25 protein-coding genes are annotated in these 26,051 nt (G+C 67.8%); 6 read left to right on the forward strand and 19 right to left on the reverse strand.

The window, feature by feature from the left end; all coding sequences use genetic code 11:
- Window positions 1–12 precede the first annotated feature (12 nt).
- The 7 genes from rapZ to AC51BJ_RS09925 form a co-directional block, all read right to left on the reverse strand.
- Window positions 13–861 carry an RNase adapter RapZ gene (gene rapZ, locus AC51BJ_RS09895; RefSeq protein ID WP_304026863.1) on the reverse strand — a complete coding sequence of 283 codons (849 nt, stop codon included), beginning with the start codon at window positions 859–861 and terminating at the stop codon, window positions 13–15.
- Between the two features lie 397 nt (window positions 862–1,258).
- Window positions 1,259–1,450 (reverse strand): DUF1289 domain-containing protein, encoded by a 192-nt coding sequence (locus AC51BJ_RS09900; RefSeq protein ID WP_430432279.1) that lies wholly within the window; start codon window positions 1,448–1,450, stop codon window positions 1,259–1,261.
- Window positions 1,451–2,353 carry a hydroxymethylglutaryl-CoA lyase gene (locus AC51BJ_RS09905; protein ID WP_496280115.1) on the reverse strand — a complete coding sequence of 301 codons (903 nt, stop codon included), beginning with the start codon at window positions 2,351–2,353 and terminating at the stop codon, window positions 1,451–1,453.
- A complete protein-coding gene (locus tag AC51BJ_RS09910) occupies window positions 2,353–3,144 on the reverse strand; it encodes an enoyl-CoA hydratase-related protein (RefSeq protein WP_019916111.1) in 792 nt (263 codons plus the stop codon). Before AC51BJ_RS09910 ends, AC51BJ_RS09905 begins: the two co-directional genes overlap by 1 nt.
- Window positions 3,144–3,527, reverse strand: a complete 384-nt coding sequence (locus AC51BJ_RS09915; protein ID WP_496280116.1) for a hypothetical protein — start codon at window positions 3,525–3,527, stop codon at window positions 3,144–3,146. Before AC51BJ_RS09915 ends, AC51BJ_RS09910 begins: the two co-directional genes overlap by 1 nt.
- Window positions 3,524–4,084, reverse strand: a complete 561-nt coding sequence (locus tag AC51BJ_RS09920; RefSeq protein WP_020166348.1) for an LOG family protein — start codon at window positions 4,082–4,084, stop codon at window positions 3,524–3,526. Before AC51BJ_RS09920 ends, AC51BJ_RS09915 begins: the two co-directional genes overlap by 4 nt.
- A gap of 90 nt (window positions 4,085–4,174) precedes the next feature.
- Complete coding sequence (locus AC51BJ_RS09925) at window positions 4,175–4,498, reverse strand: hypothetical protein (protein WP_019916116.1); 324 nt, start codon at window positions 4,496–4,498, stop codon at window positions 4,175–4,177.
- A 175-nt stretch (window positions 4,499–4,673) separates the two neighbouring features.
- On the opposite strand from AC51BJ_RS09925, the gene AC51BJ_RS09930 reads away from it, so the two are divergent.
- Together AC51BJ_RS09930 and AC51BJ_RS09935 are read left to right on the forward strand one after the other, a co-directional pair.
- Window positions 4,674–5,720 (forward strand): MBL fold metallo-hydrolase, encoded by a 1,047-nt coding sequence (locus AC51BJ_RS09930; protein ID WP_496280117.1) that lies wholly within the window; start codon window positions 4,674–4,676, stop codon window positions 5,718–5,720.
- A gap of 19 nt (window positions 5,721–5,739) precedes the next feature.
- Window positions 5,740–7,572: a PHA/PHB synthase family protein gene (locus AC51BJ_RS09935; RefSeq protein ID WP_430432272.1), complete on the forward strand. Its 1,833-nt coding sequence runs from the start codon at window positions 5,740–5,742 to the stop codon at window positions 7,570–7,572.
- A 455-nt stretch (window positions 7,573–8,027) separates the two neighbouring features.
- Here the strand turns inward: AC51BJ_RS09935 and AC51BJ_RS09940 are convergent, their stop codons facing one another.
- From AC51BJ_RS09940 to AC51BJ_RS09965, 6 genes are all read right to left on the reverse strand, one after another.
- Complete coding sequence (locus tag AC51BJ_RS09940; protein ID WP_496280118.1) at window positions 8,028–13,850, reverse strand: hybrid sensor histidine kinase/response regulator; 5,823 nt, start codon at window positions 13,848–13,850, stop codon at window positions 8,028–8,030.
- A complete protein-coding gene (locus AC51BJ_RS09945; protein ID WP_430435569.1) occupies window positions 13,847–15,922 on the reverse strand; it encodes a methyl-accepting chemotaxis protein in 2,076 nt (691 codons plus the stop codon). The genes AC51BJ_RS09940 and AC51BJ_RS09945 overlap by 4 nt, the downstream gene beginning before the upstream one ends.
- 64 nt (window positions 15,923–15,986) lie before the next feature.
- Entirely contained in the window at window positions 15,987–16,496 is a 510-nt protein-coding gene (locus tag AC51BJ_RS09950) for a chemotaxis protein CheW (RefSeq protein WP_430435568.1), read from the reverse strand.
- The gene (locus tag AC51BJ_RS09955; RefSeq protein WP_019916125.1) at window positions 16,489–16,872 is read right to left on the reverse strand and encodes a response regulator; all 384 of its coding nucleotides are present in this window, start codon (window positions 16,870–16,872) and stop codon (window positions 16,489–16,491) included. Before AC51BJ_RS09955 ends, AC51BJ_RS09950 begins: the two co-directional genes overlap by 8 nt.
- 38 nt (window positions 16,873–16,910) lie before the next feature.
- The gene (locus AC51BJ_RS09960; RefSeq protein ID WP_020166340.1) at window positions 16,911–17,309 is read right to left on the reverse strand and encodes a response regulator; all 399 of its coding nucleotides are present in this window, start codon (window positions 17,307–17,309) and stop codon (window positions 16,911–16,913) included.
- Between the two features lie 117 nt (window positions 17,310–17,426).
- A complete protein-coding gene (locus AC51BJ_RS09965) occupies window positions 17,427–17,615 on the reverse strand; it encodes a rubredoxin (RefSeq protein ID WP_019916127.1) in 189 nt (62 codons plus the stop codon).
- 154 nt (window positions 17,616–17,769) lie between these two features.
- Between AC51BJ_RS09965 and thiD (AC51BJ_RS09970) the strand changes: the two genes are divergently transcribed.
- From thiD (AC51BJ_RS09970) to thiD (AC51BJ_RS09985), 4 genes are read left to right on the forward strand one after another with little or no spacing between them, the layout of a single operon-like run.
- Complete coding sequence (gene thiD, locus AC51BJ_RS09970; RefSeq protein WP_496280119.1) at window positions 17,770–18,624, forward strand: bifunctional hydroxymethylpyrimidine kinase/phosphomethylpyrimidine kinase; 855 nt, start codon at window positions 17,770–17,772, stop codon at window positions 18,622–18,624.
- On the forward strand, window positions 18,614–19,231 hold the full coding sequence (thiE, locus tag AC51BJ_RS09975) for a thiamine phosphate synthase (RefSeq protein WP_496280120.1): 618 nt from the start codon (window positions 18,614–18,616) through the stop codon (window positions 19,229–19,231). Before thiD (AC51BJ_RS09970) ends, thiE begins: the two co-directional genes overlap by 11 nt.
- Before the next feature lie 11 nt (window positions 19,232–19,242).
- Entirely contained in the window at window positions 19,243–20,526 is a 1,284-nt protein-coding gene (hemL, locus tag AC51BJ_RS09980) for a glutamate-1-semialdehyde 2,1-aminomutase (RefSeq protein WP_496280121.1), read from the forward strand.
- Window positions 20,527–20,554: 28 nt separating this feature from the next.
- Entirely contained in the window at window positions 20,555–21,352 is a 798-nt protein-coding gene (thiD, locus tag AC51BJ_RS09985; protein WP_496280122.1) for a bifunctional hydroxymethylpyrimidine kinase/phosphomethylpyrimidine kinase, read from the forward strand.
- Between the two features lie 40 nt (window positions 21,353–21,392).
- Here thiD (AC51BJ_RS09985) and AC51BJ_RS09990 read toward each other — a convergent pair whose 3' ends face one another.
- The 6 genes from AC51BJ_RS09990 to argS form a co-directional block, all read right to left on the reverse strand.
- On the reverse strand, window positions 21,393–21,788 hold the full coding sequence (locus AC51BJ_RS09990) for a type II toxin-antitoxin system VapC family toxin (RefSeq protein ID WP_430435563.1): 396 nt from the start codon (window positions 21,786–21,788) through the stop codon (window positions 21,393–21,395).
- Window positions 21,779–22,030 carry a type II toxin-antitoxin system Phd/YefM family antitoxin gene (locus AC51BJ_RS09995; protein ID WP_430435562.1) on the reverse strand — a complete coding sequence of 84 codons (252 nt, stop codon included), beginning with the start codon at window positions 22,028–22,030 and terminating at the stop codon, window positions 21,779–21,781. The genes AC51BJ_RS09990 and AC51BJ_RS09995 overlap by 10 nt, the downstream gene beginning before the upstream one ends.
- 92 nt (window positions 22,031–22,122) lie before the next feature.
- Entirely contained in the window at window positions 22,123–22,869 is a 747-nt protein-coding gene (locus AC51BJ_RS10000) for an SDR family oxidoreductase (RefSeq protein ID WP_430435561.1), read from the reverse strand.
- 53 nt (window positions 22,870–22,922) lie between these two features.
- A complete protein-coding gene (locus AC51BJ_RS10005) occupies window positions 22,923–23,564 on the reverse strand; it encodes a thiol:disulfide interchange protein DsbA/DsbL (RefSeq protein WP_304005695.1) in 642 nt (213 codons plus the stop codon).
- 25 nt (window positions 23,565–23,589) lie between these two features.
- Window positions 23,590–24,159 carry an SPOR domain-containing protein gene (locus AC51BJ_RS10010; protein ID WP_496280123.1) on the reverse strand — a complete coding sequence of 190 codons (570 nt, stop codon included), beginning with the start codon at window positions 24,157–24,159 and terminating at the stop codon, window positions 23,590–23,592.
- Window positions 24,160–25,902: an arginine--tRNA ligase gene (argS, locus tag AC51BJ_RS10015; protein ID WP_496280124.1), complete on the reverse strand. Its 1,743-nt coding sequence runs from the start codon at window positions 25,900–25,902 to the stop codon at window positions 24,160–24,162. It abuts the gene before it with no gap.
- Window positions 25,903–26,051 lie beyond the last annotated feature (149 nt).

Consider the following 26,051-nt stretch of genomic DNA (forward strand, 5'->3'; position numbering starts at 1 on the left):
GCCGCAGGCGCGTCATTTGCCGCTCGAAGCGAGCGAACGGTGACGCAGCAGTACGCGCGCTTCCTTGCGGAAGTGTTCGGCCAGCCACTGCGTCATGTAGACCGAACGATGCTGGCCGCCGGTGCAGCCGATGGCCACCGTGAGATAGCTGCGGCTGTCCTTGATGTAGCAGGGCAGCCAGTCGTGCACGAAACGCGCAATGTCGTCGCGCATGCGCAGCACTTCCGGACTGCGCTCCAGATAGTCGATCACCGGCTGATCACAGCCGGTCTGCGGACGCAGAACCGGGTCGTAGTGGGGATTGGGCAGACAGCGCACGTCGAACACCAGATCGGCGTCGAGCGGGATGCCATGTTTGAAGCCGAAGGACTCGAACATCAGCGTCAGCCCGGAGCCCTCGTCGATCTGCACCAGTTCGCGCACCCATTTGCGCAGTACCGCCGACGGCAGGTCGCTGGTGTCGATGCGGTGACCGAGCGCGACGATGGGTTCGAGCAGATCGCGTTCGCGACGGATCGCCTCGGCCAGCGAAGTCTGGTCGTCGCCCAGCGGGTGGCGCCGCCGCGTCTCGGAAAAGCGCGCGATCAGCGCGTCGTCGCGCGCATCCAGAAACAGCGTCTGCAGTTCGGTGCCGTTGCGCAGCACACCCATCATCGGCGGCAATGCGCTCATGCTCTTGCCGGAGCGCACGTCGACCGCCACCGCGACGCGGCTGTAGCCGGCGTCACGCAGATGGCCGACCAGTTGCGGCAGCAGCGGGGCCGGTAAATTGTCGACACAAAAAAATCCGGCGTCCTCCAGCACGTTGAGCGCAACGCTCTTGCCCGAGCCGGACATGCCGCTGATCAGTACCAGGCGCATTGCGCCGCGTCGTGTTTCATTCACGTGGCTTACCTGCGAAAAAGCGTGTTCATGCAAATAACATGGTTGACACTGGGTCTGTGGAAACTACGCTGAATGAGTGCGGTCCGACGGCACGCAGCATCCGAATGCTGCCTCATGTGCTGCCCGACTGCATCCGATTCAGGATGTGGCGTGTAGCAGGGCAATCCGACCGGAGGTGTTCACCATGCGATATCTCAGACTCCAGCGCAGCCAGGCCAATCGTCGCCGTGCCGAGCGCGAAGCCGAGCGAGCCGCACTCCAGTCGCGCTCCCAGCCGGCCCAGGGCGCTCCGGGTTCGCGCGACGCGCCGGCACCTGACGGCAGTCCCAGCGAGCCGCGGCGGCGACGCGAAAACTGAGGGTCGTTCCCTCGCTCACTCGGCTGCCGGCGCCACGCGCCGGTGGCCCTGCGCTTCCCGTTCGAGGATGCGTTCGAGTATCTGCAGCCGCACCGCGTCGGTGGTCGAGCCCCAGCAGGCGATTTCGTCCCGCGAGCGAAGGCAGCCGACACAGATGCCGAGTTGTCGGTCGAGCGTGCACACGCCGGTGCAAGGTGATGCAACCATCTATTCCGTCCTGTAGGCGCGCGCAACGCGCGACGCCACCTGTCTGTCCAGCCGGGCGCTGACCCAGCGCGCCGCGCCGACCAGCTTCCCGAGATTCACGCCGGTATCGACACCGGCACCTTCCAGCATATACACCACGTCCTCGGTTGCCACGTTGCCGCTGGCACCCGGTGCGAACGGGCAACCGCCCAAGCCGCCGACCGATGCGTCGAACACCGCCACGCCGGACTGCAGCGCGGCGTACACATTCGCCACGCCCATGCCCCAGGTGTCGTGAAAGTGACCGGCCAGCCGGTGCACCGGCACCCGCGCCGACACCGCGTCGATCAGCCGCCGGATCTGCTCCGGTGTGCCGATGCCGGTGGTGTCGCCCAGACTGACCTCGTAGCAGCCCATGTCGATCAACTGCAGCGCCATGTCGGCAACGATGCCGGCGGCGATCGGCCCTTCGTACGGACAGCCGATCACGCAGGACAGGTAGCCGCGCACCCGCACATCGCTGTCCAGCGCGCGCCGCGCCACCGTACGCAGGCGCGCCATCGATTCGGCGATGCTGCAGGCGGTATTGCGCTGCGAAAACGTTTCCGACACCGCGGCGAAGATGGCGATGTCGCGGCAGCCGGCGTCGAGCGCGGCGTCCAGTCCGGTGTCGTTCGGCACCAGGCAGGGGTAGCTCACGCGATTGCTGCGCGGCAGACGTTTCATCAGTTCGCCGCTGCCCGCCATGTTCGGCACGCGCTTGGGCGACACGAAGGCGCCGGCTTCGATATTGACCAGGCCGGCGTCGACCAGCCTGGCGATCAGCGTCAGTCGGTCGTCGATGGACAGCGCGACGCGTTCGTTCTGCAGACCGTCGCGCGGTCCGACCTCGACGATGCGCACGCGGGCGGGCAGTACGCCCATCACGCGGGTCCGGCCGGCACCCAGCCGGGACGGCGGCGTGCGAACAGCGCGTCCAGCCCCTCCTGCGCCTCGGCGCCGGTATCGATGCGGTTTTCCATCTCGACGGCGTGATCGAGCGTCTTCTCGTCGGCGCGCGGTCGGCCGAGTGCGCGCACCAGCAGCTTGATCTGCTGCTGCGCACGGGGGCCGCCGAGCAGCAGCGCGTCGACCACCTCGCCGACGGCGTCGTCCAGGTGCTCGGCCGAGGCGACGATTTCCGACAGCAGGCCGATACGGTAGGCCTCGGACGCGGAAAAGCGCTCGCCGGTCAGGAAGTAGCGGCGTGCCCGTGCCGGGCCGATGGCCGCCATCACATAGGGCGCGATTACCGCCGGCACCTGGCCGGTGCGCACCTCGTCGAAGGCGAAGTGCGCGTCGAAACTGGCGATGGCGACGTCGCAGGCGGCGATCAGACCGGCCCCGAGTCCGATTGCCGGGCCCTGCACGCGGGCCACCACCGGGCGTATGCATTCGCTGAGCGTGCGCATCAGCCGCGCCGCCAGCGCCGGCTCGACCGCCATCAGACCGCTGCGTTCGAGTTCCATCGGGTCGGCGCCGATGCTGAAGCTGTCGCCCAGCGCCGACAGCACCAGCAGGCGCACATCGGCGTGCGCGACCATGTCGTCGATGGCCGCGATCAGCGATTCGGCGAGCGACGCATCGAGCAGGTTGTGGTGGTCCGGCCGGTTAAGCGTGACGATGCCGATGCCGTCGACGATTTCGGTCAGCACCAGCGCATTCGGGTCCCGCATCAAGGTGCCGCCCCCTGCACCAGATGGCTGCCGAGCGCGCGCAGCGGCGCACCCAGTTCGAAGCCCGGCATGACCACTTCGTCGTCGACCGCGTACAGCTGGCAGGGCAGACCCTGTGCCTCGCAGGCGGCGATCGCTTCGCTGGTCGCGTCGTCACCGGCGTTCCACGCCCAGTCGCCGTTCATGTTCAGCGCGAACGCACGCGGGCGCAGCGTGACCTGCAGGAAGCGGCCGTAGCCGGCGCGTCCGCCCTCATTGAGCAACGGTACCGCCTCGATCAGGTCGACCGGCCGCAGCCAGGCGGTCGGCTCTGCGGCATGGACGGTGCACGGAAGCAGCGCGGCAATGCAGGTCAGCAGCGGGCGGTTCCAGTCAGACTTCATGCGGTTTCACTCCCGGTCGTCACGCCGGCCGCCAGCCGGTCAAGCAGGCGGATCGGATCTTCGTCTGAAATGATCAGCTGCCGGTGCGGCGCGCTGAGAAAACCCTCGCGGGTCGCCTGGTCGAACATGGCGAGCAGCGGATCGAAATAGCCGGCCACGTTGAGCAGTCCACAGGGTTTATGGTGCAGCCCCAGTTGCGCCCAAGTGAGAATTTCGCACAGTTCGTCCAGAGTGCCAAAGCCGCCGGGGGCGGCGATGAACAGATCGGACAGGTCGGCCATCAGCGCCTTGCGCGTATGCATGCTGTCGACCACGTGCAGTTGCGTCAGGTTGGCGTGCGCGACCTCGCGTTCGAGCAGATGCTGCGGGATGACGCCGATCACCTCGCCGCCGGCGTCCAGTGCCGCGTCGGCGATCAGACCCATCAGGCCGATGTTGCCGCCGCCATAGACCAGGCCATGACCACGCACGGCGAGCAGCGTGCCGAGGATGTGGGCCGCTTCCGCGTAAATCGGGGAATCACCGCTGCGTGAACCGCAGAAGACACAGACACGCATGTGTGCAACCGGAAGTCGTAAATCGGGAGAGCGAAGTATGCACGCGCGGCGCGCGTACGGGCAGGGTGGATTGCCGCTTCGCTCGATGACTCAGTCCATGAACTTCGCCTTCACGACGCGCCATTCCTGCGGGCCGTCCAGCGTGCGCGAACAGCCCAGCGGCACCGGTTCGGCACCCGGCTTCATCTCGGTCTTGGAGCGGTCGCCGGTGCCCACGCCCATGTGGTAGCGGTCCAGCCACACCATCACGGTTCGGCTCGGGTGGCTGTTGCCGACCAGCAACTGCACCGAATTGCGCGAGACGCAGCTGGCGGCGAAATCCTGGCTGAAGGTGACGAACTTGGTCGGATCCTCGTCCTCTGCCCGCACAGGCAGGGTCATCAGCAAGGCCAGCAGGGTGATCGCAGCGCGCATGGGTCTCCTCCGTTATCGGCTCATGGGTCTGTGATGCGGTAACGCACCGGGCGTTCCACCGCCGACGCGCGAGTGTAGCAACAGGCTGACGTCGCACTTGATATTGCACTGCACAATGACCGGCGTTTCGGGTTACCATTCAAGGACTTCAGCATCCTGGCCCAGACCGACCGCCGTGTCCGCCCACGATCCCGTTCTCGAACCGCATCCCGCAACCGCGCCGCAACCCGGCCGGCTCGCGCCGGTGGTGCGCGGCGTGCACTGGCTGCGCATGCCGGTCGCCTTCGCGCCCGGTCACGTAAACGTCTGGGCGATCGAGGACCACGACGAGCACGGCCCGTGCTGGACCCTGGTCGATGCCGGCTTCCCCGACGACGCGACGCGTGCCAACTGGCTGCAGGCGCTGTCCGGCGATCTGGCCGATCGCCGGGTGCGACGCATCCTGATCACCCACTGCCATCCGGATCACTTCGGTCTCGGCGACTGGCTCGCCGAACAGACCGGCGCCCGCATCTGGATGTCGCTTGGCGAGTACCTGACCGCGCAGGCCTGGTTCGGTGACACGCCGGCATCCGGCATCGATCTGATGGCGGACTTCTTCCGTCAGCATGGTCTGCCGCTTGCGCAGACCGAGGCGATGCAGCTCGAGGGCCGGCGCTATCGGCGCACCGTAGGATCGGTGCCGGTGGCGATGCGCCGCATCCTGCCGGGCGAGGTGATCACCATCGGCGACGACGCCTGGGAGGCGCTCGTCGGCCACGGGCACTCGCCCGAGCACCTGTCCTTCTATCGCGCACACGACCCGGTGCTGATCGCCGGCGACATGCTGCTGCCCACCATTTCGCCGAACACGCCGACGCTGCCTTTCGAACCCGAGACCGACGCCGTCGGTCAGTACCTCGACTCGATCGAACGTTTCCGCTCGCTCGCCGCGGCCACCGTCGTGCTGCCGGCGCACGGCGACCCGTATCGCGGCGTGGTCGCCCGCGTCGATGCGTTGCGCCTGCACCACGACAAGCGCCTCGCCCAGATCGCCGCGCTGTGCGACGAGCCGCGACACGCCTTCGAATTGCTGCCGCGCCTTTTCAAGCGCGAACTCGACAGTTTCCAGACCCGGTTTGCCATGGGAGAGGTGATCGCTCACCTGAACCATCTGTGGCAAGCCGGACAACTGCGCCGCCTGCCCGGGCAGGACGGCGTGATCCGCTTTACCCAGCCTTGAACCAGCCCAGGGGGAGACCATGAACAAGCCAGCCGCCAAAGACGCCAAGCCCGCAGAACCCGCCACCCTGCCGGACCCGGCCGAAGTCGCGAAGACCTACGCCGAAGTGGCCGAGCGCGCGAGCAAGCTGCTCGGCGAACACGTACAGCGGCAACTGAAGCGCGGCGTGACGCCGCCGGCCGACGAACTGGGCATCGCCCAGGCCTTCATGGACATGACCTCGCGTCTGCTGTCCAACCCGTACAAGCTCGCGCAGGCGCAGATGGGCCTGGTGTGGGATTACTACACGCTGTGGCAGCAGTCGATGCTGAAGTTCATGGGCGTGGATGCTGCGCCGGTGGTCACTCCGGTCAAGGGCGACAACCGCTTCCGCGGCGAGGAATGGGAGAGCCACTTCCTGTTCGACTTCTTCAAGCAGAGCTACCTGATCGCCGCCCGTCACATCCACGACGTCGTCAGCAACGTCGAGGGCATGGACGACCACACGCTGCAGAAGGTCAACTTCTTCACCCGCCAGACCATCAATGCCTTCAGCCCGAGCAACTTCGCGCTGACCAACCCCGAAGTGCTGCGCGAAACCGTGCGCAGCCACGGCCAGAACCTGCTGCGCGGCTTCAACAACCTGCTGCGCGACATCGAGGACGGCGACGGCCAGCTGCGCGTGCGCATGACCGACACCTCGGCCTTCGAACTGGGCCGCAACGTCGCCACGACGCCGGGCAAGGTGGTGGCCGAGAACGCGCTGATGCAGCTGCTGCAGTTCAATCCGACCACCGACAAGCAGTTCAAGCGCCCGCTGCTCATCGTGCCGCCGTGGATCAACAAGTACTACATCCTCGATCTGCGCGAATCGAACAGCTACATCAAGTGGGCCACCGACCAGGGCCACACCGTGTTCGTCATCTCCTGGGTGAACCCGGACGAGAAGCTGGCCCAGCTCACCTTCGAGGACTACGTGCATCAGGGCCCGCTGGCCGCGCTCGACATGATCGAGAAGCACACCGGCGAAACCGAGGTGAACGCCGCCGGCTACTGTCTGGGTGGCACGCTGCTGGCGACCACGCTGGCCTACCTCGCCGGCAAGAAACAGAAGCGCATCGCCAGCGCCACCTTCTTCACCACGCTGATCGACTTTTCCGAGCCGGGCGAGCTGGGCGTGTTCATCGACGAGAAGGCGGTCGAGGGCCTGGAAAAGAAGATGTTCGAACGTGGCTACCTCGAAGGGTCGGAAATGGCCGGCACCTTCAACATGCTGCGTTCGAATGACCTGATCTGGTCCTTCGTCGTCAACAACTACCTGATGGGTCGCGAGCCCTTCCCGTTCGATCTGCTGTACTGGAACTCGGACTCGACCCGCATGCCGGCCTGCATGCACAGCTTCTATCTGCGCCAGATGTACATCCAGAACAAGCTGCGCGAGCCGGGCGGCATCACCGTGCTGGGCGAGCCGATCGACATCCGCAAGATCAAGGTGCCGGTGTACTTCGTGTCGGCCATCGAGGATCACATCGCGCCGTGGAAGAGCACCTATCTGGGCGCCCAGCTGGTGTCGGGCCCGGTGCGCTTCGTGCTCGGCGGCTCCGGCCACATCGCCGGCATCGTCAATCCGCCGGCGGCCAACAAGTACGGCTACTGGACCAATCCTGGCGTCAAGCTGCCGGGCGACGCCGACGAGTGGTTCAACGGCTGCACGCAGAACCCGGGCTCGTGGTGGACCGACTGGCAGCAGTGGGTGACCGCGCAGGACGCGGACACCGTGCCGGCACGCGATCCGGCCAAGGGCAAGCTGAAGCCGATCGAGGACGCGCCGGGCCGTTTCGCCAAGCTGCGCCTGGACACGATGAAGAAGTGATCGCGCTACCGCGCGCCTGACCGGTCCTGAAGCCGACGCCGCGCGTGCAGGCCACGGGCCCGGGCGGTCGCCGGAGGCGGGTTTGTGCGAGGGGTTTTCTGACTCCGACAGCGACCTAGATCGAAGCCGGCGGACTGCGACAGCCGCGTCGCGGTCAGAAGACCGCTCCCACAGGGGTGGAGCGCCCGACCCACGGCCTGAGCCCGGGCGAAGGTTCCGTGGGAGGGGTCTTCTGACCCCGACTGCCACGGCGGGCAGGGCGGGGCGCCGGTTTCGGGCTCTGTCGGCAGCAATCGCTGCCTCCCTCAGTGGCCGCTTCGCTCAGGCCTGGAGCAGAGACCGTGGGAGCGAGTCTGCTCGCGATTGCGGCCTGGACCGCAGCCGGCGGCCAGCGACAGCCGCGTCGCGGCCAAGGCCGCTCCGACAGGTGCCGCTCCCCCGGGGATCGCGCGTGATCAGAGGGTCTCTGGCGGCGGGGCGTAGCCGGTGATCAGTTCCAGCAGTTCGGCCTCGTTGTAGGGCTTGCCGAGGTAGTGGTTCACGCCGATCTCACGCGCGTAGGCCTTGTGCTTTTCCGCCGTGCGCGAGGTGATCATGATGATGGGGATGGCCTTTGTGCGGGTGTCGGCACGCACGTTGCGCGTCAGGTCGAAGCCGTCCATGCGCGGCATTTCGATGTCAACCAGCATCACCGCGGGCTCGGTGTCGATCAGTTTTTCCAGCGCATCCACGCCGTCCTTCGCGGTCACGACGCGATAGCCCTCGCGTTCCAGCAGACGGCTGGTCACCTTGCGCACGGTCAGCGAGTCATCGACCACCATGATCAGCGGCGCTTCGACCGCCTGCGCCACCGGTGCCATCGTGCGCACCGGCTCGTCGGCCGAGGCCGCGCGCAGCAGTTCGCTGCGGTTGCGCGCGGCGATCGCCACCGGGTTGATGATCAGCGTCACCTCGCCGTCGGGCAGCACGGTGGCACCGGAAATGCCGACCAGCTTCGACAGCTGCGGGCCGACCGGCTTCACCACCACTTCCTGGTTGCCGCGCAGCGCGTCGACCTCCAGCGCCATGAATTCGTGGCCGCTGTTGATCAGCAGCGCCCAGCTGCCCGGCACCGGCTGGCTGTGACCGTCGCCGAGCAGGCGCGGCAGGTACTGGTAGCGGTAATGCGTGCCCAGCCACTCCTGTCCGCCCGCCTCGCGCAGCGCCTCGCCGGCGTCGCCCTTCAGTTCGCGTGCGTGCTGCACCATCGACGACGGAATCGCGTAGGTCTTGCCGGCGCTGCTCACCAGCACCGACTGGGTCACCGCCAGCGTCATCGGCAGCGACAGCCGGAAGCGCGTGCCCTGGCCCGATTCGCTGGTGGTTTCGATGCGGCCGCCGAGCGCGGTCGTCGCGTTCTTCACCACATCCATGCCGACGCCGCGGCCGGCCAGTTCGGACACCGCCGCCGCCGTCGAGAAGCCCGGTTCGAAGATCAGCCCGGTCAGGCGACGCTCGTCGACCACCTCGTCCGGCGCGATCAGGCCGCGCTCGACGCCGCGTGCGCGGATGCGGTCGAAGGCGAGGCCGGCACCGTCGTCGGCCAGTTCGATCACCACTTCGTTGGTCTGCTGCGTCAGCGTGATCACGATCTCGCCGGTTTCCGACTTACCGGAGGCGGCGCGCGCCTCGCGCGACTCGATGCCGTGTGCCACCGCGTTGCGCAGCAGGTGCTCGATCGGGCCGGTCATCTGTTCCAGCACTTCGCGGTCCAGCTCGATCTGCGTGTTGCGCAGTTCGAGGTTCACCTTCTTGCCCAGCTCCTTGGCCGATTGCCGGGCGACCCGGTAGAGCCGGTCCTCCAGCGTCGAGAACGGCACCATGCGCACCGACATCAGTGCTTGCGACAGTTCGCGGTTTAGCCGCGCCTGCGACTGTATGGCGGTGTCGGCGGCGTCGAGGTTGCGCACCAGGTTGTACTGCACGGTGGTGACGTCGGACAGGCTTTCGGTCATCAGCCGCGACAGTTCCTGCAGTCGCGTGAAGCGGTCCATCTCCAGCGGGTCGAACTGTTCGTGATGGGCTTCGGCCGCCGCCATGCGCGACTGCATCTGGCTTTCGGCGTGGATTTCGATTTCGCGCAACTGGCCGCGCAGGCGCTGCACGTTCTCGGTCAGGTCGTTCAGCGAGCCGCGCAGCGCGCGCAGTTCACCCTCGATGCGGGTGCGCGCGATGCTCATTTCGCCGGCCTCGTTCACGAAGCGGTCGACCATGTCGGAGCGCACGCGCACGGTGGGCCGCTCGCGCACGGTGCCGGCCTCGTCGTCGCTAGCCGCGGGCACCGCCTGGGTGCCGTCGGCGTCCGTGCTTGCGACTTCGTGCGGCTCGCCGGTTTCCCCGCGTTCCAGCCGGGCGACCAGTTCCTCGCAGCGGTCGTAGGCCATTTCAAGTTCGTCGAGCACGGCGGGGCGCTCGTCCGCACTGCAGGGCGCTTCGATCACGCCCTCCATGCTGTGCACCAGGTCGCCGAAGCGCATGACGCCCGCCATGCGCGCGCTGCCCTTCAGCGTGTGCAACTGGCGGCGCAGCATGTCGGAAGCGGACAGCTGCTCCGGCTGTTCACGCCATGCGCGCAGTTCGTGGCCGATGTCGCGCAGCAGGTCGTGCGCTTCCTCAATGAAGATGGGCAGCAACTGCGGGTCGATGTCGTCGGCGACGCGCGGTGCGTCCGCGGTTTCGGCGGCGCTTCGCGGCGCCGCGCTGCGCAGGCTGTCGGCCGCGGTCGGCAGGTCGCTGGTCTGCGGCAGCACGTACTCGTCCGGCAGCGCCACCTTCTCGAAGCGCATGTCTTCGTCCGCCAGCGCTTGGTCGAGCGCGATGTCGTCGTCGGTGGCCGTCACGTCCGCTGCCGCTTCGTCGGGCGACAGGTCGAGCGTCGGCTCTTCGAGCAGCGGGACGTCCGCCGCGGGCAATTCGGCGTCGACTTCCGCCGCCGTGTCGGCGTCGATCGCTTCGACTGCCGGTTCAGGCTCGGGCTGGGTGTTGCCGTCCGCGTCGAGGCCGCAGCGGAAGCCGTCGCGGTCGCTCAGTACCGAACGGGCGCCGCTTTCGGCCAGGGTGATTTCGTCGATGTCGGCGGCGCCGACGTCCAGATCCGGTGCGGACGGGATGTCGTGACTGCCGGCCGGCATCTCCAGCACCGGCAACTCGACGGCCGGGCGGGTGTGGAAGAACAGCGCGTCGAGCTGTTCGACCAGGGCCGGCGCAGCGTGCGCCTGACCACCGTCGGCGATCGCGCCGACCTGGCTTTCAAGCGTGCTGGCGGCCGTGTTCAGCAGCGCCGATTCGTGGTCGGCCGGCGGCTCGCCGTGCGCTTCGCAGCGGCTCAGTGCGTGCTCGAGCGCCTTTGCCAGCGCGCTGATATCGGGCTGGCCGACGGTCAGCGAAATGCCGCCCAGCGTGTGCGCGGCGATCAGGCTGTCCTGCGTCGGAAGCAGCGACGGGTTCAGGTGCAGGCGGGCAAGTTCGCGCCGCAGCGTGGCCAGATGGCCGCGCGCCTCGGCAACGAACAGGTCGAACAGCGTGCGGTCGGTGCCGGCGTCCAGTGCGAGGTCTTCGGCGTCGATGTCGGCCGTGATGTCGATCGCTTCCGGGCTGTCGATGACGGCCTCGGCTTCGCCGGCGACGGGCGGGCCGAGGTCCAGATCGAGATCGAAGTCGGGGGCCGTCGCCTCGACCACCTGCGGCGCGTCGTCCAGTTCGATGACGCCTGCCGGCGTGTCGTCCGCGTCGAGGTTGAAATCGAGGTCCATGTCGAGCTCGATGTCGAGCGCGTTGTCGTCCGGTGCGGCCGCCGCCTCGATGGTGACTGGCTTGGCCGGGGCGGCTTCGCTGTCGTCTGGCTCGCCACCGAACAGCGCCGCGCAGGCGGGCGGCAGCCAGCCGTGCTCGGGCGTGGCGGTGTTGCCGTCGGCCAGCTGTTCGACCCAGCCGGCAAACAGGTCGCGCGCGCGGTCGAGCAGGTCGAACAGTTCGGGCGTGCCGTCGCGCTCGCTGGACAGCCAGCGGTTCATCACCTGCTCGATCGCGTAGGCGCTTTCGCCGAGGTCGCGCAGGCCGACCATGCGGCCGCTGCCCTTCAGCGTGTGGAAGCCGCGGCGCAGCGCGGTCAGCAGTTCCTGGTTGTGCGGCGCCTGACGTGCGGCGGCGGTGCCGGAGGCGATGCTGTCGAGGACTTCGCGTGCCTCCTCGATGAAGATTTCGAGCAGTTCGGCATCGAATTCCTCCTGACTGGCTTCGGCCAGACGCACCGTGTCGGCCGACGGCGCCAGCGATTCGACCGGGGCTTCGGCCAGCGCCTGCACCGCGTCGGCCACTGCAGCGTCACCGGCCTTCAGCGCCGCCAGCGTTTCGGTCACCCTCTTTTCCAGCTTTTCGTCGGCCAGCAACTTGGCGTCCTGGCGGATGGTTTCGAGCGACTGCCGCAATTCGTCGCGGGTGTGTTCGTCGGCGTCGCCGTGCGCCAGCCGGTCGAGTAGCTGGGTCGCCTCGCTGCGGCGTGCAGCCAGTTCCGACTCAACGCTGGCTTCGTCCGCCTCGGTCGGCACGTCGCCGGTCGCCGGTGCGCTGCCGCGCGGGTTCAGGATGGCGTCGAGATCGGCCGGGCCGTACTGCAGCTTGTCCACGAAGAAGCCGAGGCCGGACAGCTGGTGCGCCAGCGCCTCGAATTCGCCTTCGGCGGCGACGTGGTCAGGTTGCGCCATGCGGGCGATCTGCTGCGCGCAGTGCCGCACCAGCGACACCGCGTCGTCCTGCCCCAGCATGTTCAGCGCGCCTTCGACCTGCTTCAGCGGCGCGGCCAGTGCAGCCAGTTCGGCTGCCTTGGCCGGATTACGGAAATAGGCGTCGAGCTGCTGTTCGACTTCGGTCAGGCTGGCCAGGATCTCGCGCGCGACCTGACCCATGAACAGCCGCTCCTGGGCGCGGCGCGACATTTCGTCGAACAGCGGAATCTGCATCGCCGGCAGCGTTTCGCCGCGACGGGCGCGCGCCAGGCGGTCGATCAGCGTATCGACCTGGGCCGGCAGGTCGTCGCTCTGGGCGCGGCTGAACTGCTCGACCAGTGCGTCCATCACCAGCAGTGCGGTGGCGACTTCCATCGCCAGGTTTTCCTGGTGCTGCAGCGGATCGCGGCGCAGCCACTGGCCGAGGTCGAGCAGTGCGGCGGCGAGCCGGGCGAGGTCGGGCTGACCGACGCGCGCCGCCGACGCCACCATGGATTCGCACTGTTCGTGGAACTGCGGCAGTGCCACGGCGGCGCCGGACGAGAAGCGCGTCCATGCCTCTTTGGCCTGACCGAGCGACTCGCGCAGTGCGGCCAGCGCCGGACGCAGCGCGGCGATGTCGTCGCGCGTGTCGGCGTCGGTGGCCAGCAGCGTGTCCAGCCGGTAGGTGTCGCGCACCGCGCGCAGCGCCGGTGTTGGGTGTTCGGCGGTGGCGATGAAGTACAGCGAGTCGCGCATCAGCCGCTCGGCCACGCCGCGCGAGCCTTCGAGCAGGCGGCGCATCTGCACGTCGATGCGCGCGCACAGGCGCTTGATGAAGAAATCGCTCTGGATGGCGCCCTGCGCCATGCCGTCGAACAGTGCGCCGGCCACCCACCAGAAGGCGCGCGTGGCCGGTGCGGTCTGCGTCTGTTCGATCGCGCCGACGGCCTGGCGCATCTGCAGCAGGCCGTCGCGATCATCGCGCAGGAAGCGCAGCAGGCCGCGTTCGAACTGGCTGCGGGCGCTGCGCAGCGCGCGTGCGCGGTCCAGCGGCGACAGTGCGGCGGCGGCCGACGGGGCAGGCGGCGGGCGCAGTGTCAGATCGGGGAAAAACAGTTCCGACGGCGCCACCACGGCTTCGCCGCGCAGCGCCATCAGGTCGCGGTAGAGCGACATCAGCCGCATCGGCTGGTCGCTGCCGCCAGCCACCAGTTCGTCCAGGTGGGTGCGGATCGCGGCGATCGCGCGCTGCGCGACGGCACCGGCGGTGCCGGTGTCCGCCAGCCGGCCGCCGTGCCAGTCGGCCAGCGTCTGTTCGAGCGCGTCGCAGAAATGGGTCAGGCCATCGAGGCCGACGATGGCCAGGGCGCCCCGCGCCTGGTGCAGGTGGGTCTGGGCGAATTTCAGTGCTTCGGCGCCGCTGCCGTGCTGACCGTCGCCGAGCGCTTCTGCGGCGCGCACGAGGGCAAGATCGATCTCGCCGCGGACCCAGATCAGAGGGCCCAGATCCTGTTCGCTGGTGGAGGTGCTCATACCTTGAAGCCCGCGACCGAGCCCTTGAGTTCAGCGGCGAGGTCCGCCAGCTGGCCGATGGACACCGCGGTCTGCTTGGTGCCGACCGTGGTCTGCTCCGTGATGCGCAGGATGCCCTGCATGCCCTGCGCCACCCGTGTGGCCTGTTCCGCCTGTACCTGGGCGGACGACGAAATGCGTTCGATCAGCTGCGCCAGTTCCGACGACACGGTCGAAATCTCGCCCAGTGCCTGACCGGCCGCGTCGGACAGGCGGGCCCCCTCGACCACGCCGCGGGTGGAATTTTCCATTGCCGCCACTGCGTCCTGGGTGTCGGTCTGGATGGTGCGGACGATGGCGGCGATCTGCTTGGTCGCTTCGGCCGAACGTTCGGCCAGCCGCTGCACTTCTTCCGCCACCACCGTGAAGCCGCGGCCGGCCTCGCCGGCGCTCGCCGCCTGGATGGCGGCGTTCAGCGCCAGCACGTTGGTCTGTTCGGTAATGTCGGAAATGAGCTCGACGATCTCGCCGATCTCCTGCGACGACTCGCCCAGCCGCTTGATGCGCTTTGACGTTTCCTGGATCTGCTCGCGGATGTCGTTCATGCCGCGGATCGAGTTCGACACCGCGGTCGAGCCGTTCTGCGCGGCGGCCAGCGACTGCCGTGCGACCTGCGCCGAGCGGGTCGCTTCCTGCGACACCATATTCATCGACTGCGCCATCGCCAGCACCGACTGGCCGGATTCGGTCACCTCACGCGACTGCTTTTCCGCCGCCGTCAGCAACTGGGTCGAGATGCGCTGCGCGGTTTCCGATGCCTCGGTCACGCGGCCGGCAGCGTCATTGATCCGCTTCACCAGCACCGACAGTTCCTCGATCGTGTAATTGACCGAGTCGGCGATGGCGCCGGTGATGTCTTCCGACACCGTGGCGCGCACGGTCAGGTCGCCGTCGGCGAGGTCGCCCATCTCGTTCATCAGCCGCAGGATGGCCTGCTGCGTCATGTCCTTCTCGCGTTTCGCTTCCTCGCGCGAACCTTCGGCCTGCAGCCGCTGTTCGTTCTGGTCCTCGTTGTAGGCGCGCACCATCAGGAACACGCTGATCAGGGCCAGCAGCACGCACAGCGCGCCGGCACCGGCCAGGGCCAGCCGCCCCTCGCGCTCGGCGACATAGCCGGCGCCCAGTTCGTCGGTCAGTTTCGACAGCGTCGCCGCCTCGGCGATCACGGCGGCTCCGGCCTTGCGTGCGCCGGCCAGCGCTTCGGGTTTGTCGAGCTCACCGGCCAGCACGCCAAGCGGGCCGTCGATGACGGCGCGCGCGCTGCTGAAGGTGTCGCGCGCCGCGCCTTCGGCCACTGTCTCGATCTGCTGGGCGGCGTCGCGCAGTGCCGGCACGCTGCGGGCGAGTGTCGCCGGCGCGTCGGCCGCGGTCGCGTGCGCGCCGGCCTGAACCTGACTGAGCACGGTGGCGAAGCCGTGAAACAGGTTGCCGTCCTTGCCGGCCCGCACGACCGCCGTCTGCGCCGCGGCGGCGGCCAGCGCCGGCGCCTGCTGGTCGAGCGCGCGGGCGGCGTCGCCGAGCGCACGCAGCGCCTTTTCCTGGGCCAGCACGGCCGATACGTTCTGATCGAAGCCGGACCATGCCGCGTCGAGCTGCTGCAGCGAACCCTGCACCGCACCGGAACTGGCCGGCACGTCGACGCCGTCGATCTCGCCGCCCTGGGTGACGCGGTCGAGCAGCCGGAAGAAGGCGTCGCGCGAGGCAGCCAGCTCGGCGAAGGCGGCCGATTCGCCGGCCAGCGCCTGATGCGCTGACTTGGCCATGCTCTGGCTCAGCGTGCGCATCTGGCCGGCCGCCGACACATAGCTCGCGTTGTAGCGGGTAATGCGCAAGTCCTGCCAGACCAGGAAGGCGGCGATCACGATGAAGAACAGGAACAGCGTACCGAGCACGCGCACCTGCTGTTCGAGCGGCAGGTGACCGATCAGCGGCAGCCGCCCGCGCAGGAAACCGAGGGTGCCGCGTGGCGCGGTGGGGGCGCTGCTGCCGTCGGCGGGACGGGCGGATTTCAGTCCTGGGATGTTCAGTGCCATCGGAGCTATTCCTGGAGGGCTGTTCGGTTCTTGGAAGACGGTGTGCTGTCAGCCTCTGCTGCAATCAGGCGGCGACGTCGAGAAAACGCGCGTCGGTATAGAGCTTGCGCGGATCGAAGCGGCGCCATAGCCGGCCCTGCGTGTCGGAAAACTGCGTCGATATCCAGGGCCGTGGATCCGGTGCCGCGTCGGCCGGTTCGAAATCGTCGAGTGCGCGCAGGCCGAGCACCCGCGACACCAGCAGCGCACTGTTGCAGCCGAACTTGGCATGCGGCAGCAGCAGCCGGGCGTCGCCGGTCAGCGCGGTCGGTGCATTGCCCTGAAAGGCGGAAAAGTCGCTGACCGCGTACAGCACGCCGCGCACGTTGGCGACGCCGCGCAGCCAGCCGGTGGCCAGCGGCACCGGTGTGAGCGCCGGCACCGGCAGGATTTCGCCGGACTCGGCCAGATCGATCAGCCACAGCTCGGCGCCGGCCTGCAGGCCGAGCAGCGCGCGCGTGCCGGTGGCGCCGGAGGTGTCCGACAGCTTGCGGGCCAGTTCTTCCTGAAACTCGCGCAGCGAGAGCTTAGCCATCGTTGTTCGCCGCGCCGAGCTGGGTGATGCGGCCAAGCAGTTCTTCCAGATTGACCGGCTTGACCATGTAGTCGAGCGCACCCTGGCGCATGCCCCAGATGCGGTCGGTCGGCAGATCCTTGCTGGTGCACATGATCACCGGGATGTCGCGCGTGCTGTCGTCGCGGGTGATCGTGCGCGTGGCCTGGTAGCCGTTGATGCCCGGCATCACCACGTCCATCAGGATGAGGTCGGGCTTCTCGGCCTTGGCCTTCTCGATGGCCTGTTCGCCGTTCTCGGCGATGATGACCTCGAAGCCCTTGCGGGTCAGGAAGTCGTTCAGAACATGGCGTTCGGTGGGCGAGTCGTCCACCACCATGATGCGCTTGATCGCCATCGTCGGCTCCGCGTTCGGTGGATACGGTGTAAGGCGTCTCAGTCAGCGCCGTTGCGCGCGTGACGCGACACCGCCTGCAGCAGGCTGTCCTTCGTGAAGGGCTTGGTGAGATATTCGTCCGAGCCGACCATCCGACCGCGTGCGCGGTCAAACAGGCCGTCGCGTGACGAAAGCATCACGACGGGAGTAGCGGCAAAACGGGGGTTCTTCTTGATGAGCGCGCAGGTCTGGTAACCGTCGAGGCGCGGCATCATGATGTCGCAGAAGATGACCTGGGGGTGGTGGTCGCTGATTTTCGACAGGGCGTCGAAGCCATCCTCGGCAAGGACCACCTGATACCCGGCCTGGACCAGGAAGATTTCGGCACTGCGGCGTATGGTGTTGCTGTCGTCGATCACCATCACCTTGACGCCGGTATTGCCACCCGATTCAGCCAAGATGTTCTCCCCTGTTGTCCGCACGCCGTTCTGCCGCAGGACTGCGCGGCGACGGCATCCGGTTGGTCTTCATGAGGCGGATGCACCGGCCCGACAGGTCCGCAACCGATGCGTGTTTCAGATCTGGACCATCTCGAAATCGTCCTTGCGTGCGCTGCACTCGGGACAGGTCCAGTTGGGCGGAACGTCCGCCCAGCGGGTGCCGGGGGGGATACCCTCTTCCGGCAGACCGGCGGCTTCGTCGTAGATGAAGCCGCAGATGAGACACATGTAAGTCTGGAATTCGGCCGTGACAGTGGAACTCATGGCAGGTTGGTTTGTTAGAATCCGGTCGATATTACCGTAATTAACCATCTGTAACGACAATCCGGGCGCGCGCTTTATGGTCAATTCTGATGTGCGGGCGCATCCTCCGCTTGTCATGTGTTTTTCGGCGACCGACCCCACTGGCGGGGCCGGCATGCAGGCCGATCTGATGACGCTGTCGGCCCTGGGCTGCCATCCGCTGACGGTCGTGACGGCCGTCACGGTGCAGGACAGTGCGGGCGTCGAAGAGGTCGTGCCGATGGACGACGACCTGCTGGTCGATCAGGCGCGCGTGCTGCTCGCCGATATGCCGGTCGCGGCGTTCAAGATCGGCGTGATGGGCAGCATCGAGAACATCGCCGCCATCGCCGAAATCATTTCCGACTACCCCGACGTACCGGTGGTGCTCGATCCGGTGCTGTCGTCCGGCCGTGGCGACGAGCTCGCCGACGAGGACATGGTGATCGCGCTGCAGGAACTGCTGCTGCCGCTGACCACCGTGCTGACGCCGAACAGTCTCGAAGCCCGTCGTCTGGCGCAGGCCGACGACGAGGACGACGACGACGGCGATGATTTCGCCGACGAGGACGACGACGACACTGACGAGGACGACGACGGACGACGCACCGTATCGCCGACGCTCGAACAGTGCGCGCGTCAGCTCATCGCCGCCGGCTGCGGTCACGTGCTGCTGACCGGCACGCACGAATCGACCGCTCGTGTCGCCAACGTGCTGTACGGGCGCAGCGGCGTCATCCGCCGCGACGAGTGGGACCGCCTGCCCGGCAGCTACCACGGTTCCGGCTGCACGCTGGCATCGGCGCTCGCCGCCTGGCTGGCGCACGGCCTGGATGTCGGCGAAGCGGCGCACGCCGCGCAGGAGTACACATGGCGCACGCTGCAGGCCGGTTTCCGGCCGGGCATGGGCCAGCACCTGCCGGACCGCTTCTTCTTCCTGCGCGAACACAATGCCGCGACCGCCGACCGGGAGTCCGACGATGACGCGTAAGCCGCTGCGCGGCCTGTACGCGGTCACGCCGGAAGCGCTGAGCGGCGCCGCGCTGTACCGCGCGGCCGAGGCCGCCTGCGGCAACGGCGCGGTCGTGCTGCAGTACCGAAACAAATCCGCTGATGCCCAGCGACGGCGCGCCGACGCCGACGCGTTGCGCGCCATCACCACGGTCTGCGGCGCGCTGTTCGTCATCAACGACGACATCGAACTGGCGAAGGCCTGCGGCGCCGACGGCGTGCACGTCGGTCGCGACGACGGCGGGCCTGCGCAGGCGCGCAAGGCGCTCGGCCGTGACGCGCTGATCGGGGTGTCCTGTTACGACGACCCGGCGCTGGCCCGGGCCGCCGCGCGTGACGGCGCCGATTACGTCGCTTTCGGCTCGATGTATGCCTCGAGCACCAAGCCGGCTGCACCGCCGGCCTCGATCGGCCGTTTCGCCGAAGTGGCCGACCTCGGCCTGCCGCGCTGCGCCATCGGCGGCATCACGCTGGCGCGTGCGCCGGAACTGATCGCCGCCGGTGCCGATCTGCTGGCCGTGGTGTCCGACCTGTTCGACGCGCCCGACATCGCCGCGCGCGCCCGCACCTACGCGAAGCTTTTCTGAAGGAATTCCCCATGAGCACCCGCAACGAACAACTTTTCGAACGCGCCCAGCGCAGCATTCCGGGCGGCGTCAATTCGCCGGTGCGCGCCTTCCGCTCGGTCGGCGGCACGCCGCGCTTCTTCACCCGCGGCCTGGGCAGCCGGCTGTGGGACGCCGACGGCGCGGAATACATCGACTACGTCGGCTCCTGGGGCCCGGCCATCGTCGGCCACGCGCACCCGGACGTGATCCGCGCAGTGCAGGAGGCGGCCGTCGGCGGCCTCTCGTTCGGCGCGCCGACCGAAGCGGAAATCGTGATGGCGGAAACGCTGCGCGCGCGCGTGCCGTCGATCGAGCAGGTGCGTCTGGTCAGTTCCGGCACCGAAGCGACGATGAGCGCCATCCGGCTGGCGCGCGGCTTCACCGGCCGCGACGCCATCGTCAAGTTCGAAGGCTGCTACCACGGCCACGCCGACAGTCTGCTGGTGAAAGCCGGCTCCGGCGCGCTCACCTTCGGCAACCCCAGTTCGGGCGGCGTGCCGGACGATTTCGCCAAGCACACGCTGGTGCTCGACTACAACGACGTGCAGCAACTCGAAGACTGCTTCCGCAACCACGGCGACCGCATCGCCTGCGTCATCGTCGAGCCGGTGGTCGGCAACATGAACCTCATCGTGCCGAGCCGCGAATTCATCGACGCGATGCGCGCGCTGTGCACGAAATACGGTTCGGTACTCATCTTCGATGAGGTGATGACCGGCTTCCGCGTCGGCCCGGTCGGCGCCCAGGGGCTGTTCGGCATCACGCCTGACCTGACCACGCTGGGCAAGGTGATCGGTGGCGGCATGCCGGTCGGCGCCTTCGGCGGCCGGCGCGACATCATGTCCGCCATCGCGCCGCTGGGCGCCGTCTATCAGGCCGGCACGCTGTCCGGCAACCCGGTCGCCGTCGCCGCCGGCCTGAAGACGCTGGAACTGATCAACGCTCCCGGCTTCCACGACCGCCTCGCCGCCCGCACCAAGCAGTTCTGCGACGGCCTGGTCGCTGCCGCGAAGGATGCCGGCGTCACCTTCTCCGCCCAGTCGGTCGGCGGCATGTTCGGCCTCTACTTCCGCGACGGCTGCCCGAGGAGCTACGCCGAAGTGATGCAGTCCGACCGCGAACGCTTCAACCGCTTCTTCCACGCCATGCTGGACGCCGGCGTCTACCTCGCGCCGTCGGCCTTCGAAGCCGGCTTCGTGTCGGGTGCGCACAGCGAGGACGACGTCGCGCAGACGGTGGCGCGGGCGAAGGCGGCGTTTGCGAAAGTGGCGTGACAGCGAGTGCGCGTCCCGAGGGACCGCCATGATCTCCAACATCCTCACCATCGCCGGCACCGACCCGACCGGCGGCGCCGGCATACAGGCCGACCTCAAGACCTTTTCCGCGCTCGGTGCCTACGGCATGAGTGCGATCACCGCGGTGGTGGCGCAGAACACCTGCGGGGTGCGCAGTTTCGTTGCGCTGGAGCCAGATTTTGTCGGCGCACAGATCGACGCGGTGTTCGACGACGTGCGGGTCGATGCGGTGAAGGTGGGCATGATCGCCAACGCGGCGATCGCCCGCGTGGTGGCTGAGCGGCTGCGGCGGCATGCGCGCTGCCCGGTGGTGGTCGATCCGGTCATGGTGGCCAAGAGCGGTGACCATCTGCTGCTGCCGGACGCGGTGGCTGCGTTGCGCGACGAGCTGCTGCCGCTGGCTACGCTGATCACGCCCAATCTGCCGGAAGCGGCGGTGCTGCTCGACCGCCCGCCGCCGCAGTCGCTGGACGACATGCGCGACATGCTGACCGCGCTGCGCGCGCTCGGGCCGCAGTGGGTGCTGCTGAAGGGCGGACATCTGCGTGCGCCGCACAGTACCGATCTGCTGGGCGGTCCGGATGGCACGCTCGAACTGCCGGCGCAGCGCATCAACACCACCCGCGATCACGGTACCGGTTGCACGCTGGCTGCCGCTGCGGCAGCGCTGCTGCCGACCCAAGACGTGGTGAGCGCGGTGCGCCGGGCGAAGGACTATCTCAATGCCGCGCTGGCTGCCGCCGGTGAGCTGAACGTCGGTTCAGGTCGTGGGCCGGTGCATCACTTTCACGCGCTGTGGTCGTGATCACGGGCTGATTGAGCGCGACGCACGGCACCGGTGCCGCTCAAGCGAATATGTTGCGGGCGAGGCGGCCGGCCGCGGCTGCGAGCCTGTCGTCATTCGTCCAGAGTTCGTCGCAGCCGTGAATCTGGGCGGCGGCAAGGTGCAGTGCGTCCGGCGTTTTCAGGCCGAAACGGGCGCGCAGAGCTGCACCCCGCAGGAAGACCTCTTCCGTCGCGGGCAGCAGGACAAACTGTCCGAGCCCTTCCTCGTAATGCTGCTGCAGCACCAGATTTGCGCTGCGCATGGGACCTACGAGGCATTCGAACTTCACCAAGGGCGATACGGCGAACTGTTGCGTCGGCGAGGCGGCCAGCGCTGCGCGTGTGCGGGCGCCGAATACCGGATCGGTCTCGAAGGCGTAGATGACGAGACAGCTATCGAGGTAGATCAGTCCCACGCCGCGCGCTCCTCGCGCAGCGCCGACTCGATCTGTTCATGGCTGCGCCGCGCGTGCTCCGGCAGCGGGTTGCTTTCGAGCCAGGCCATGATGCACTGCCCGGTTGCGGCCGTGGGCGCCTCCGCGGGCACCAGCTTCACTACCGGCTGACCGCGGTTGGCAATCACCACCTCTTCGCCGGCCTGAGCTGATTTGATCAGTTCCGACAGGCGGTTCTTTGCTTCAAGAATATTGACCTGCATGACACGGCCCCGAGCTTCATGTTGGGTTCAAAGCTAACATAGCCAGATCATGTGGCCAAGTTTGTTCGGAGCGCACCGCCGGCACGTACGACCTACAGCGTGCCGCGCGGCTTGCGCCCCGACTTCGCCGCCAGCGCGTCATACACGGGATTGGGCAGCAGTCGCATCAACTTGGCGACGATGCCCATCTGCCACGGGATGACGGCATAGCTGCGCGGGCCGTCGATGAAGCGGGCGAAGCGTTCGGCGGCGTCGGCCGCTTCGAGCATGAAGGGCATCGGGTAGGGGTTCTTCTCGGTCATCGGCGTGTCGATGTAGCCGGGGCACAGCGTCTTCACCCGCACGCCGCTGCCGCGCAGTTCAACGCGCAGACTTTCCAGGTAGCTGATCGCCGCCGCCTTCGACGCGCTGTAGGCGCCGGCGCCGGGCAGGCCGCGGATGCCGGCGACCGAGGCGACGCCCACCAGCGTGCCCGAGCTGCGCGCCTGCATCGGTTTCACGAAGGGCGCGAAGGTGCGCACCAGGCCCAGCACGTTGATGTCGAACACCGCCTCGAACGCGGGCAGGTCTTCCTGTTCGCCGGTCAGCGTGCCGACCGATACGCCGGCGTTGCCGATCACGATGTCGGGCACGCCGACGCGGGCGATGAAATCCTCGGCCGCGGCGCGCAGCGCGTCGGTGTCGCGCACGTCGGCGGCGTAATGCAGGTGCCGGCCCGGCAGGCTGGCCGTCACCTTTTCGAGTAGCTCAGCGCGGCGCGCGACCAGACCGAGTGTGGCGCCTTGTGCCGCGTAATGGCGCGCCAGCGCCTCGCCGATGCCGGTCGATGCGCCGGTCAAAAAAACAACGGGTGCCACATGGGCACCCGTCGTCATCGTCGAACCGTCCGGCTTCACTTCTTGCCGGCAGCGGCGCGCTCGGCGCGGGCGCGGTCGATCAGCGCGTCGAGGTTGGCGAGCATGCCGTCGAAGCTGTTGCCCAGCGCGATGTACTTGCCATCGACCACCAGCGCCGGCACGCCGGTCAGCTGGTAAGCGGCGCTCATCTGCTGTGCGCGCTGCACCTTGCCCGACACGGCGAAGGACTTGGCGGTGTCTTCAAACTTCTTGCCGTCGATGCCGTTCTTGCTCATCCACGTCGCGATGGTGCCGATGTCATTGAAGGCCTGGCGATCCACGTGGATGGCGTCGAACACCTTGCCGTGCATGCGATCCAGTTCGCCCATGGTTTCCAGCGTGTAGTAGGTCTGCGCGCCGGCCACCCAGGACTGGCGGAAGATCGCCGGTACGCGCTTGAAGGTGACGTCGGCTGGCAGCTTGGCCAGCCACTTCTTCAGCGTCGGCTCGAGGTCGAAGCAGTGCGGGCAGCCGTACCAGAAGAACTCGATCACTTCGACCTTGTTGCCCGGCTCGGTGGACTGCGCCGGCTTGATTTCACGGTAGTCCTTGTCGGTCAGCGGCGCGGCGGTGGCCGTGCCGATGGACATGAAGCCGGCGACGGCCAGCGCGGCAAGGGCTTTGAATCCGAATTTCATGCTGTCTCCTTATTCTGAATCGACGTCATCGGACAATCGACGCGTCGATTCCGTTCTGTGCAAGGTCAGCGCGTACGCGCTGCATGTCTTCCGCGTTGGCGAAGGGCCCCAGGCGCACCCGGTACAGCGTGCCCTTGCCGGGCACCGTACCTTTCTGCACCGAAGATTCCAGACCGATCAACGCAAGACGGGCGCGCAGGTTGTCCGCTTCTTCTTCCGACGAGAAAGCGCCTGCCTGCAGCAGCAGCGACGCCGGCGGCTGTGCGGCTGCCGGTTGCTCCGCGACAGACGCCGGCTTTGCCTCCGGCGCGGTGGCCGGTGCCGGCGTGTTGCCGGGCAGGGTTTCGTAGAAGTCGAAGCGTGGCTTCGCGGGGGCCTTGTCGCCGGGCTTGCCCGGCAGTGCGGCCGGCTCGGTCGGCGGCTGCGCCGGTGGCGGCGCGCTGCCGCGCACCTGCAACGGCAACGACGAGCCGTTGATGTACCACATGACGCCTGCGCTCAGCACCACACCGAGCACCAGGCCGATGAAGATGCCGACCACGGTGCCGCCGCGGCTCTTGCGTGCAGATGATTTCTTCGCGGGGGCCTTGGCCATTTACATCGTTTCCGGGGCGGACACGCCGAGCAGGGCGAGGCCGTTGGCGATGACCTGCCGGGTGGCCGCCGCCAGCGCAAGGCGGGCTTCGCGCATGGCCAGATCGTCGACCAGCATGCGCGAGGCGTTGTAGAAGGCGTGGAAGTCCGACGCCACGTCGCGCAGGTAGAAGGCAACCGAGTGCGGGGCGCGGTCGGCGACCGCCGCCGTGATCACGTCCGGGAATTCGGCCAGGCGCTGTGCCAGCAGCAGTTCCTTCTCGCCGGACAGGCTGTCCACCGGCACGCCCTGCAGCAGCGACACGTCGAGCGCGTGGTTGGCGACCGCCTCGCGGATGACCGAGCAGATGCGCGCATGCGCGTACTGGATGTAATAGACCGGGTTGTCGTTCGATTCCGACTTGGCCAGATCGAGGTCGAAATCGAGGTGCTGGTCGCTCTTGCGCAGCACGTAGAAGAAGCGGGCGGCGTCGTTGCCGACTTCCGCGCGCAGGTCGCGCAGCGTGACGAAATCGCCCGAGCGCTTACCCATGGCCGCTTTCTCGCCGCCGCGGTAGAGCACGGCGAACTGCACCAGCGCGATTTCCAGCTTGTCCGGGTTCTCGCCCAGTGCGGCCAGCGCACCCTTCACCCGCGGGATGTATCCGTGGTGATCGGCACCCCACACGTCGATCACCAGGTCGAAGCCACGGGCGAACTTCTCGGCGTGGTAGGCGATGTCGGACGCGAAATAGGTGTACGCGCCATTGTCGCGGCGGACCACGCGGTCCTTCTCGTCACCGAAATGGGTGGAGCGGAACCACAGCGCGCCGTCCTGTTCGTAGATGTGGCCGGCGTCCTGCAGCCGCTTGACCGCGCGATCGACCGCGCCGTTGGTGTGCAGCGACTGTTCCGAGTACCACACGTCGTAGTGCACGCGGAATTCGCCGAGGTCGTTGCGCTGGTCGGCCAGCATCGCGTCGAGCGCGAAGCGGTGCACCGTCCACCAGTCGTCGCCGAGCGATTTCTTGGCGGCAGCGATCAGCGCGTCGAGCTGGGCGTCGGCGGTGTCCCCGGGTTCCGAGGCATCGGGCAGGTCGGCGGTGTGGCGGTTCAGACGGGTGCCCTGCTGCACGAACAGTTCGGAGCCGATGTCGCGCACATAGTCGCCGCGGTAGCCGTCGGCCGGGAACTTGACGGCGGTGCCCTGGGTTTCGAGGTAGCGCAGCCATACCGACACGGCCAGGATGTCCATCTGGCGGCCAGCGTCGTTCACATAGAACTCGCGCGTCACCGCGTAGCCTGCGGCCTCCAGCAGATTGGACAGCGCCGAGCCGTAAGCCGCGCCCCGGCCGTGGCCGACGTGCAGCGGGCCGGTCGGGTTGGCTGACACGAATTCGATCTGCACCTTCCGGCCAGCGCCGCTGTCCGAGCGCCCGTAGCGTTCGCGTTCGGCGAGGATGCGGCCGACGATGGCCTGCTTCACCGCGGCGCTGAAGAAGAAGTTGATGAAGCCCGCACCCGCCACCTCGGCACGCTCGATCACGGTGGATGGCGGCAGTTCGCGCACGATGCGTTCGGCAATCACGCGCGGATTCTGCTTCAGCGCCTTGGCCAGCTGCAGCGCCACGTTGCAGGCGAGGTCGCCATGCGCGGCCTGCTTCGGGCGATCGAGGATGATGTCGGGCGCGGCGAGGTCAGGTGCCACGCTGGCGAGCGAGGCATGCAGCAGACGGGTCAGTTCCTGGCGCAGTTCGGGGGTCATGAATGGAACGAGGGCGCGAAGCGCAGAAGCGTTTGAAGACCGCGAAGTATAACGCGAGCCCGTGGAGGCCCGCCGCGCGCGGCTTCCGGGGCGGCAGGCCTTCTTGTACAGTGCGCGCTCCCGCGCCGCTGCCGAATTTAGCAACATGA

Source organism: Methyloversatilis sp. S146-33, from assembly GCF_059552495.1.

Excerpts from the sequence above, each read along its gene's own strand:
- rapZ (WP_304026863.1), bottom strand. The coding sequence starts at position 861 with ATGCGCCTGGTACTGATCAGCGGCATGTCCGGCTCGGGCAAGAGCGTT.
- AC51BJ_RS09900 (WP_430432279.1), bottom strand. The coding sequence starts at position 1,450 with ATGGTTGCATCACCTTGCACCGGCGTGTGCACGCTCGACCGACAACTC.
- AC51BJ_RS09905 (WP_496280115.1), bottom strand. The coding sequence starts at position 2,353 with ATGGGCGTACTGCCCGCCCGCGTGCGCATCGTCGAGGTCGGACCGCGC.
- AC51BJ_RS09910 (WP_019916111.1), bottom strand. The coding sequence starts at position 3,144 with ATGCGGGACCCGAATGCGCTGGTGCTGACCGAAATCGTCGACGGCATC.
- AC51BJ_RS09915 (WP_496280116.1), bottom strand. The coding sequence starts at position 3,527 with ATGAAGTCTGACTGGAACCGCCCGCTGCTGACCTGCATTGCCGCGCTG.
- AC51BJ_RS09920 (WP_020166348.1), bottom strand. The coding sequence starts at position 4,084 with ATGCGTGTCTGTGTCTTCTGCGGTTCACGCAGCGGTGATTCCCCGATT.
- AC51BJ_RS09925 (WP_019916116.1), bottom strand. The coding sequence starts at position 4,498 with ATGCGCGCTGCGATCACCCTGCTGGCCTTGCTGATGACCCTGCCTGTG.
- AC51BJ_RS09935 (WP_430432272.1), top strand. The coding sequence starts at position 5,740 with ATGAACAAGCCAGCCGCCAAAGACGCCAAGCCCGCAGAACCCGCCACC.
- AC51BJ_RS09940 (WP_496280118.1), bottom strand. The coding sequence starts at position 13,850 with ATGAGCACCTCCACCAGCGAACAGGATCTGGGCCCTCTGATCTGGGTC.
- AC51BJ_RS09945 (WP_430435569.1), bottom strand. The coding sequence starts at position 15,922 with ATGGCACTGAACATCCCAGGACTGAAATCCGCCCGTCCCGCCGACGGC.
- AC51BJ_RS09950 (WP_430435568.1), bottom strand. The coding sequence starts at position 16,496 with ATGGCTAAGCTCTCGCTGCGCGAGTTTCAGGAAGAACTGGCCCGCAAG.
- AC51BJ_RS09955 (WP_019916125.1), bottom strand. The coding sequence starts at position 16,872 with ATGGCGATCAAGCGCATCATGGTGGTGGACGACTCGCCCACCGAACGC.
- AC51BJ_RS09965 (WP_019916127.1), bottom strand. The coding sequence starts at position 17,615 with ATGAGTTCCACTGTCACGGCCGAATTCCAGACTTACATGTGTCTCATC.
- thiD (WP_496280119.1), top strand. The coding sequence starts at position 17,770 with ATGCAGGCCGATCTGATGACGCTGTCGGCCCTGGGCTGCCATCCGCTG.
- thiE (WP_496280120.1), top strand. The coding sequence starts at position 18,614 with ATGACGCGTAAGCCGCTGCGCGGCCTGTACGCGGTCACGCCGGAAGCG.
- hemL (WP_496280121.1), top strand. The coding sequence starts at position 19,243 with ATGAGCACCCGCAACGAACAACTTTTCGAACGCGCCCAGCGCAGCATT.
- thiD (WP_496280122.1), top strand. The coding sequence starts at position 20,555 with ATGATCTCCAACATCCTCACCATCGCCGGCACCGACCCGACCGGCGGC.
- AC51BJ_RS09995 (WP_430435562.1), bottom strand. The coding sequence starts at position 22,030 with ATGCAGGTCAATATTCTTGAAGCAAAGAACCGCCTGTCGGAACTGATC.
- AC51BJ_RS10005 (WP_304005695.1), bottom strand. The coding sequence starts at position 23,564 with ATGAAATTCGGATTCAAAGCCCTTGCCGCGCTGGCCGTCGCCGGCTTC.
- AC51BJ_RS10010 (WP_496280123.1), bottom strand. The coding sequence starts at position 24,159 with ATGGCCAAGGCCCCCGCGAAGAAATCATCTGCACGCAAGAGCCGCGGC.
- argS (WP_496280124.1), bottom strand. The coding sequence starts at position 25,902 with ATGACCCCCGAACTGCGCCAGGAACTGACCCGTCTGCTGCATGCCTCG.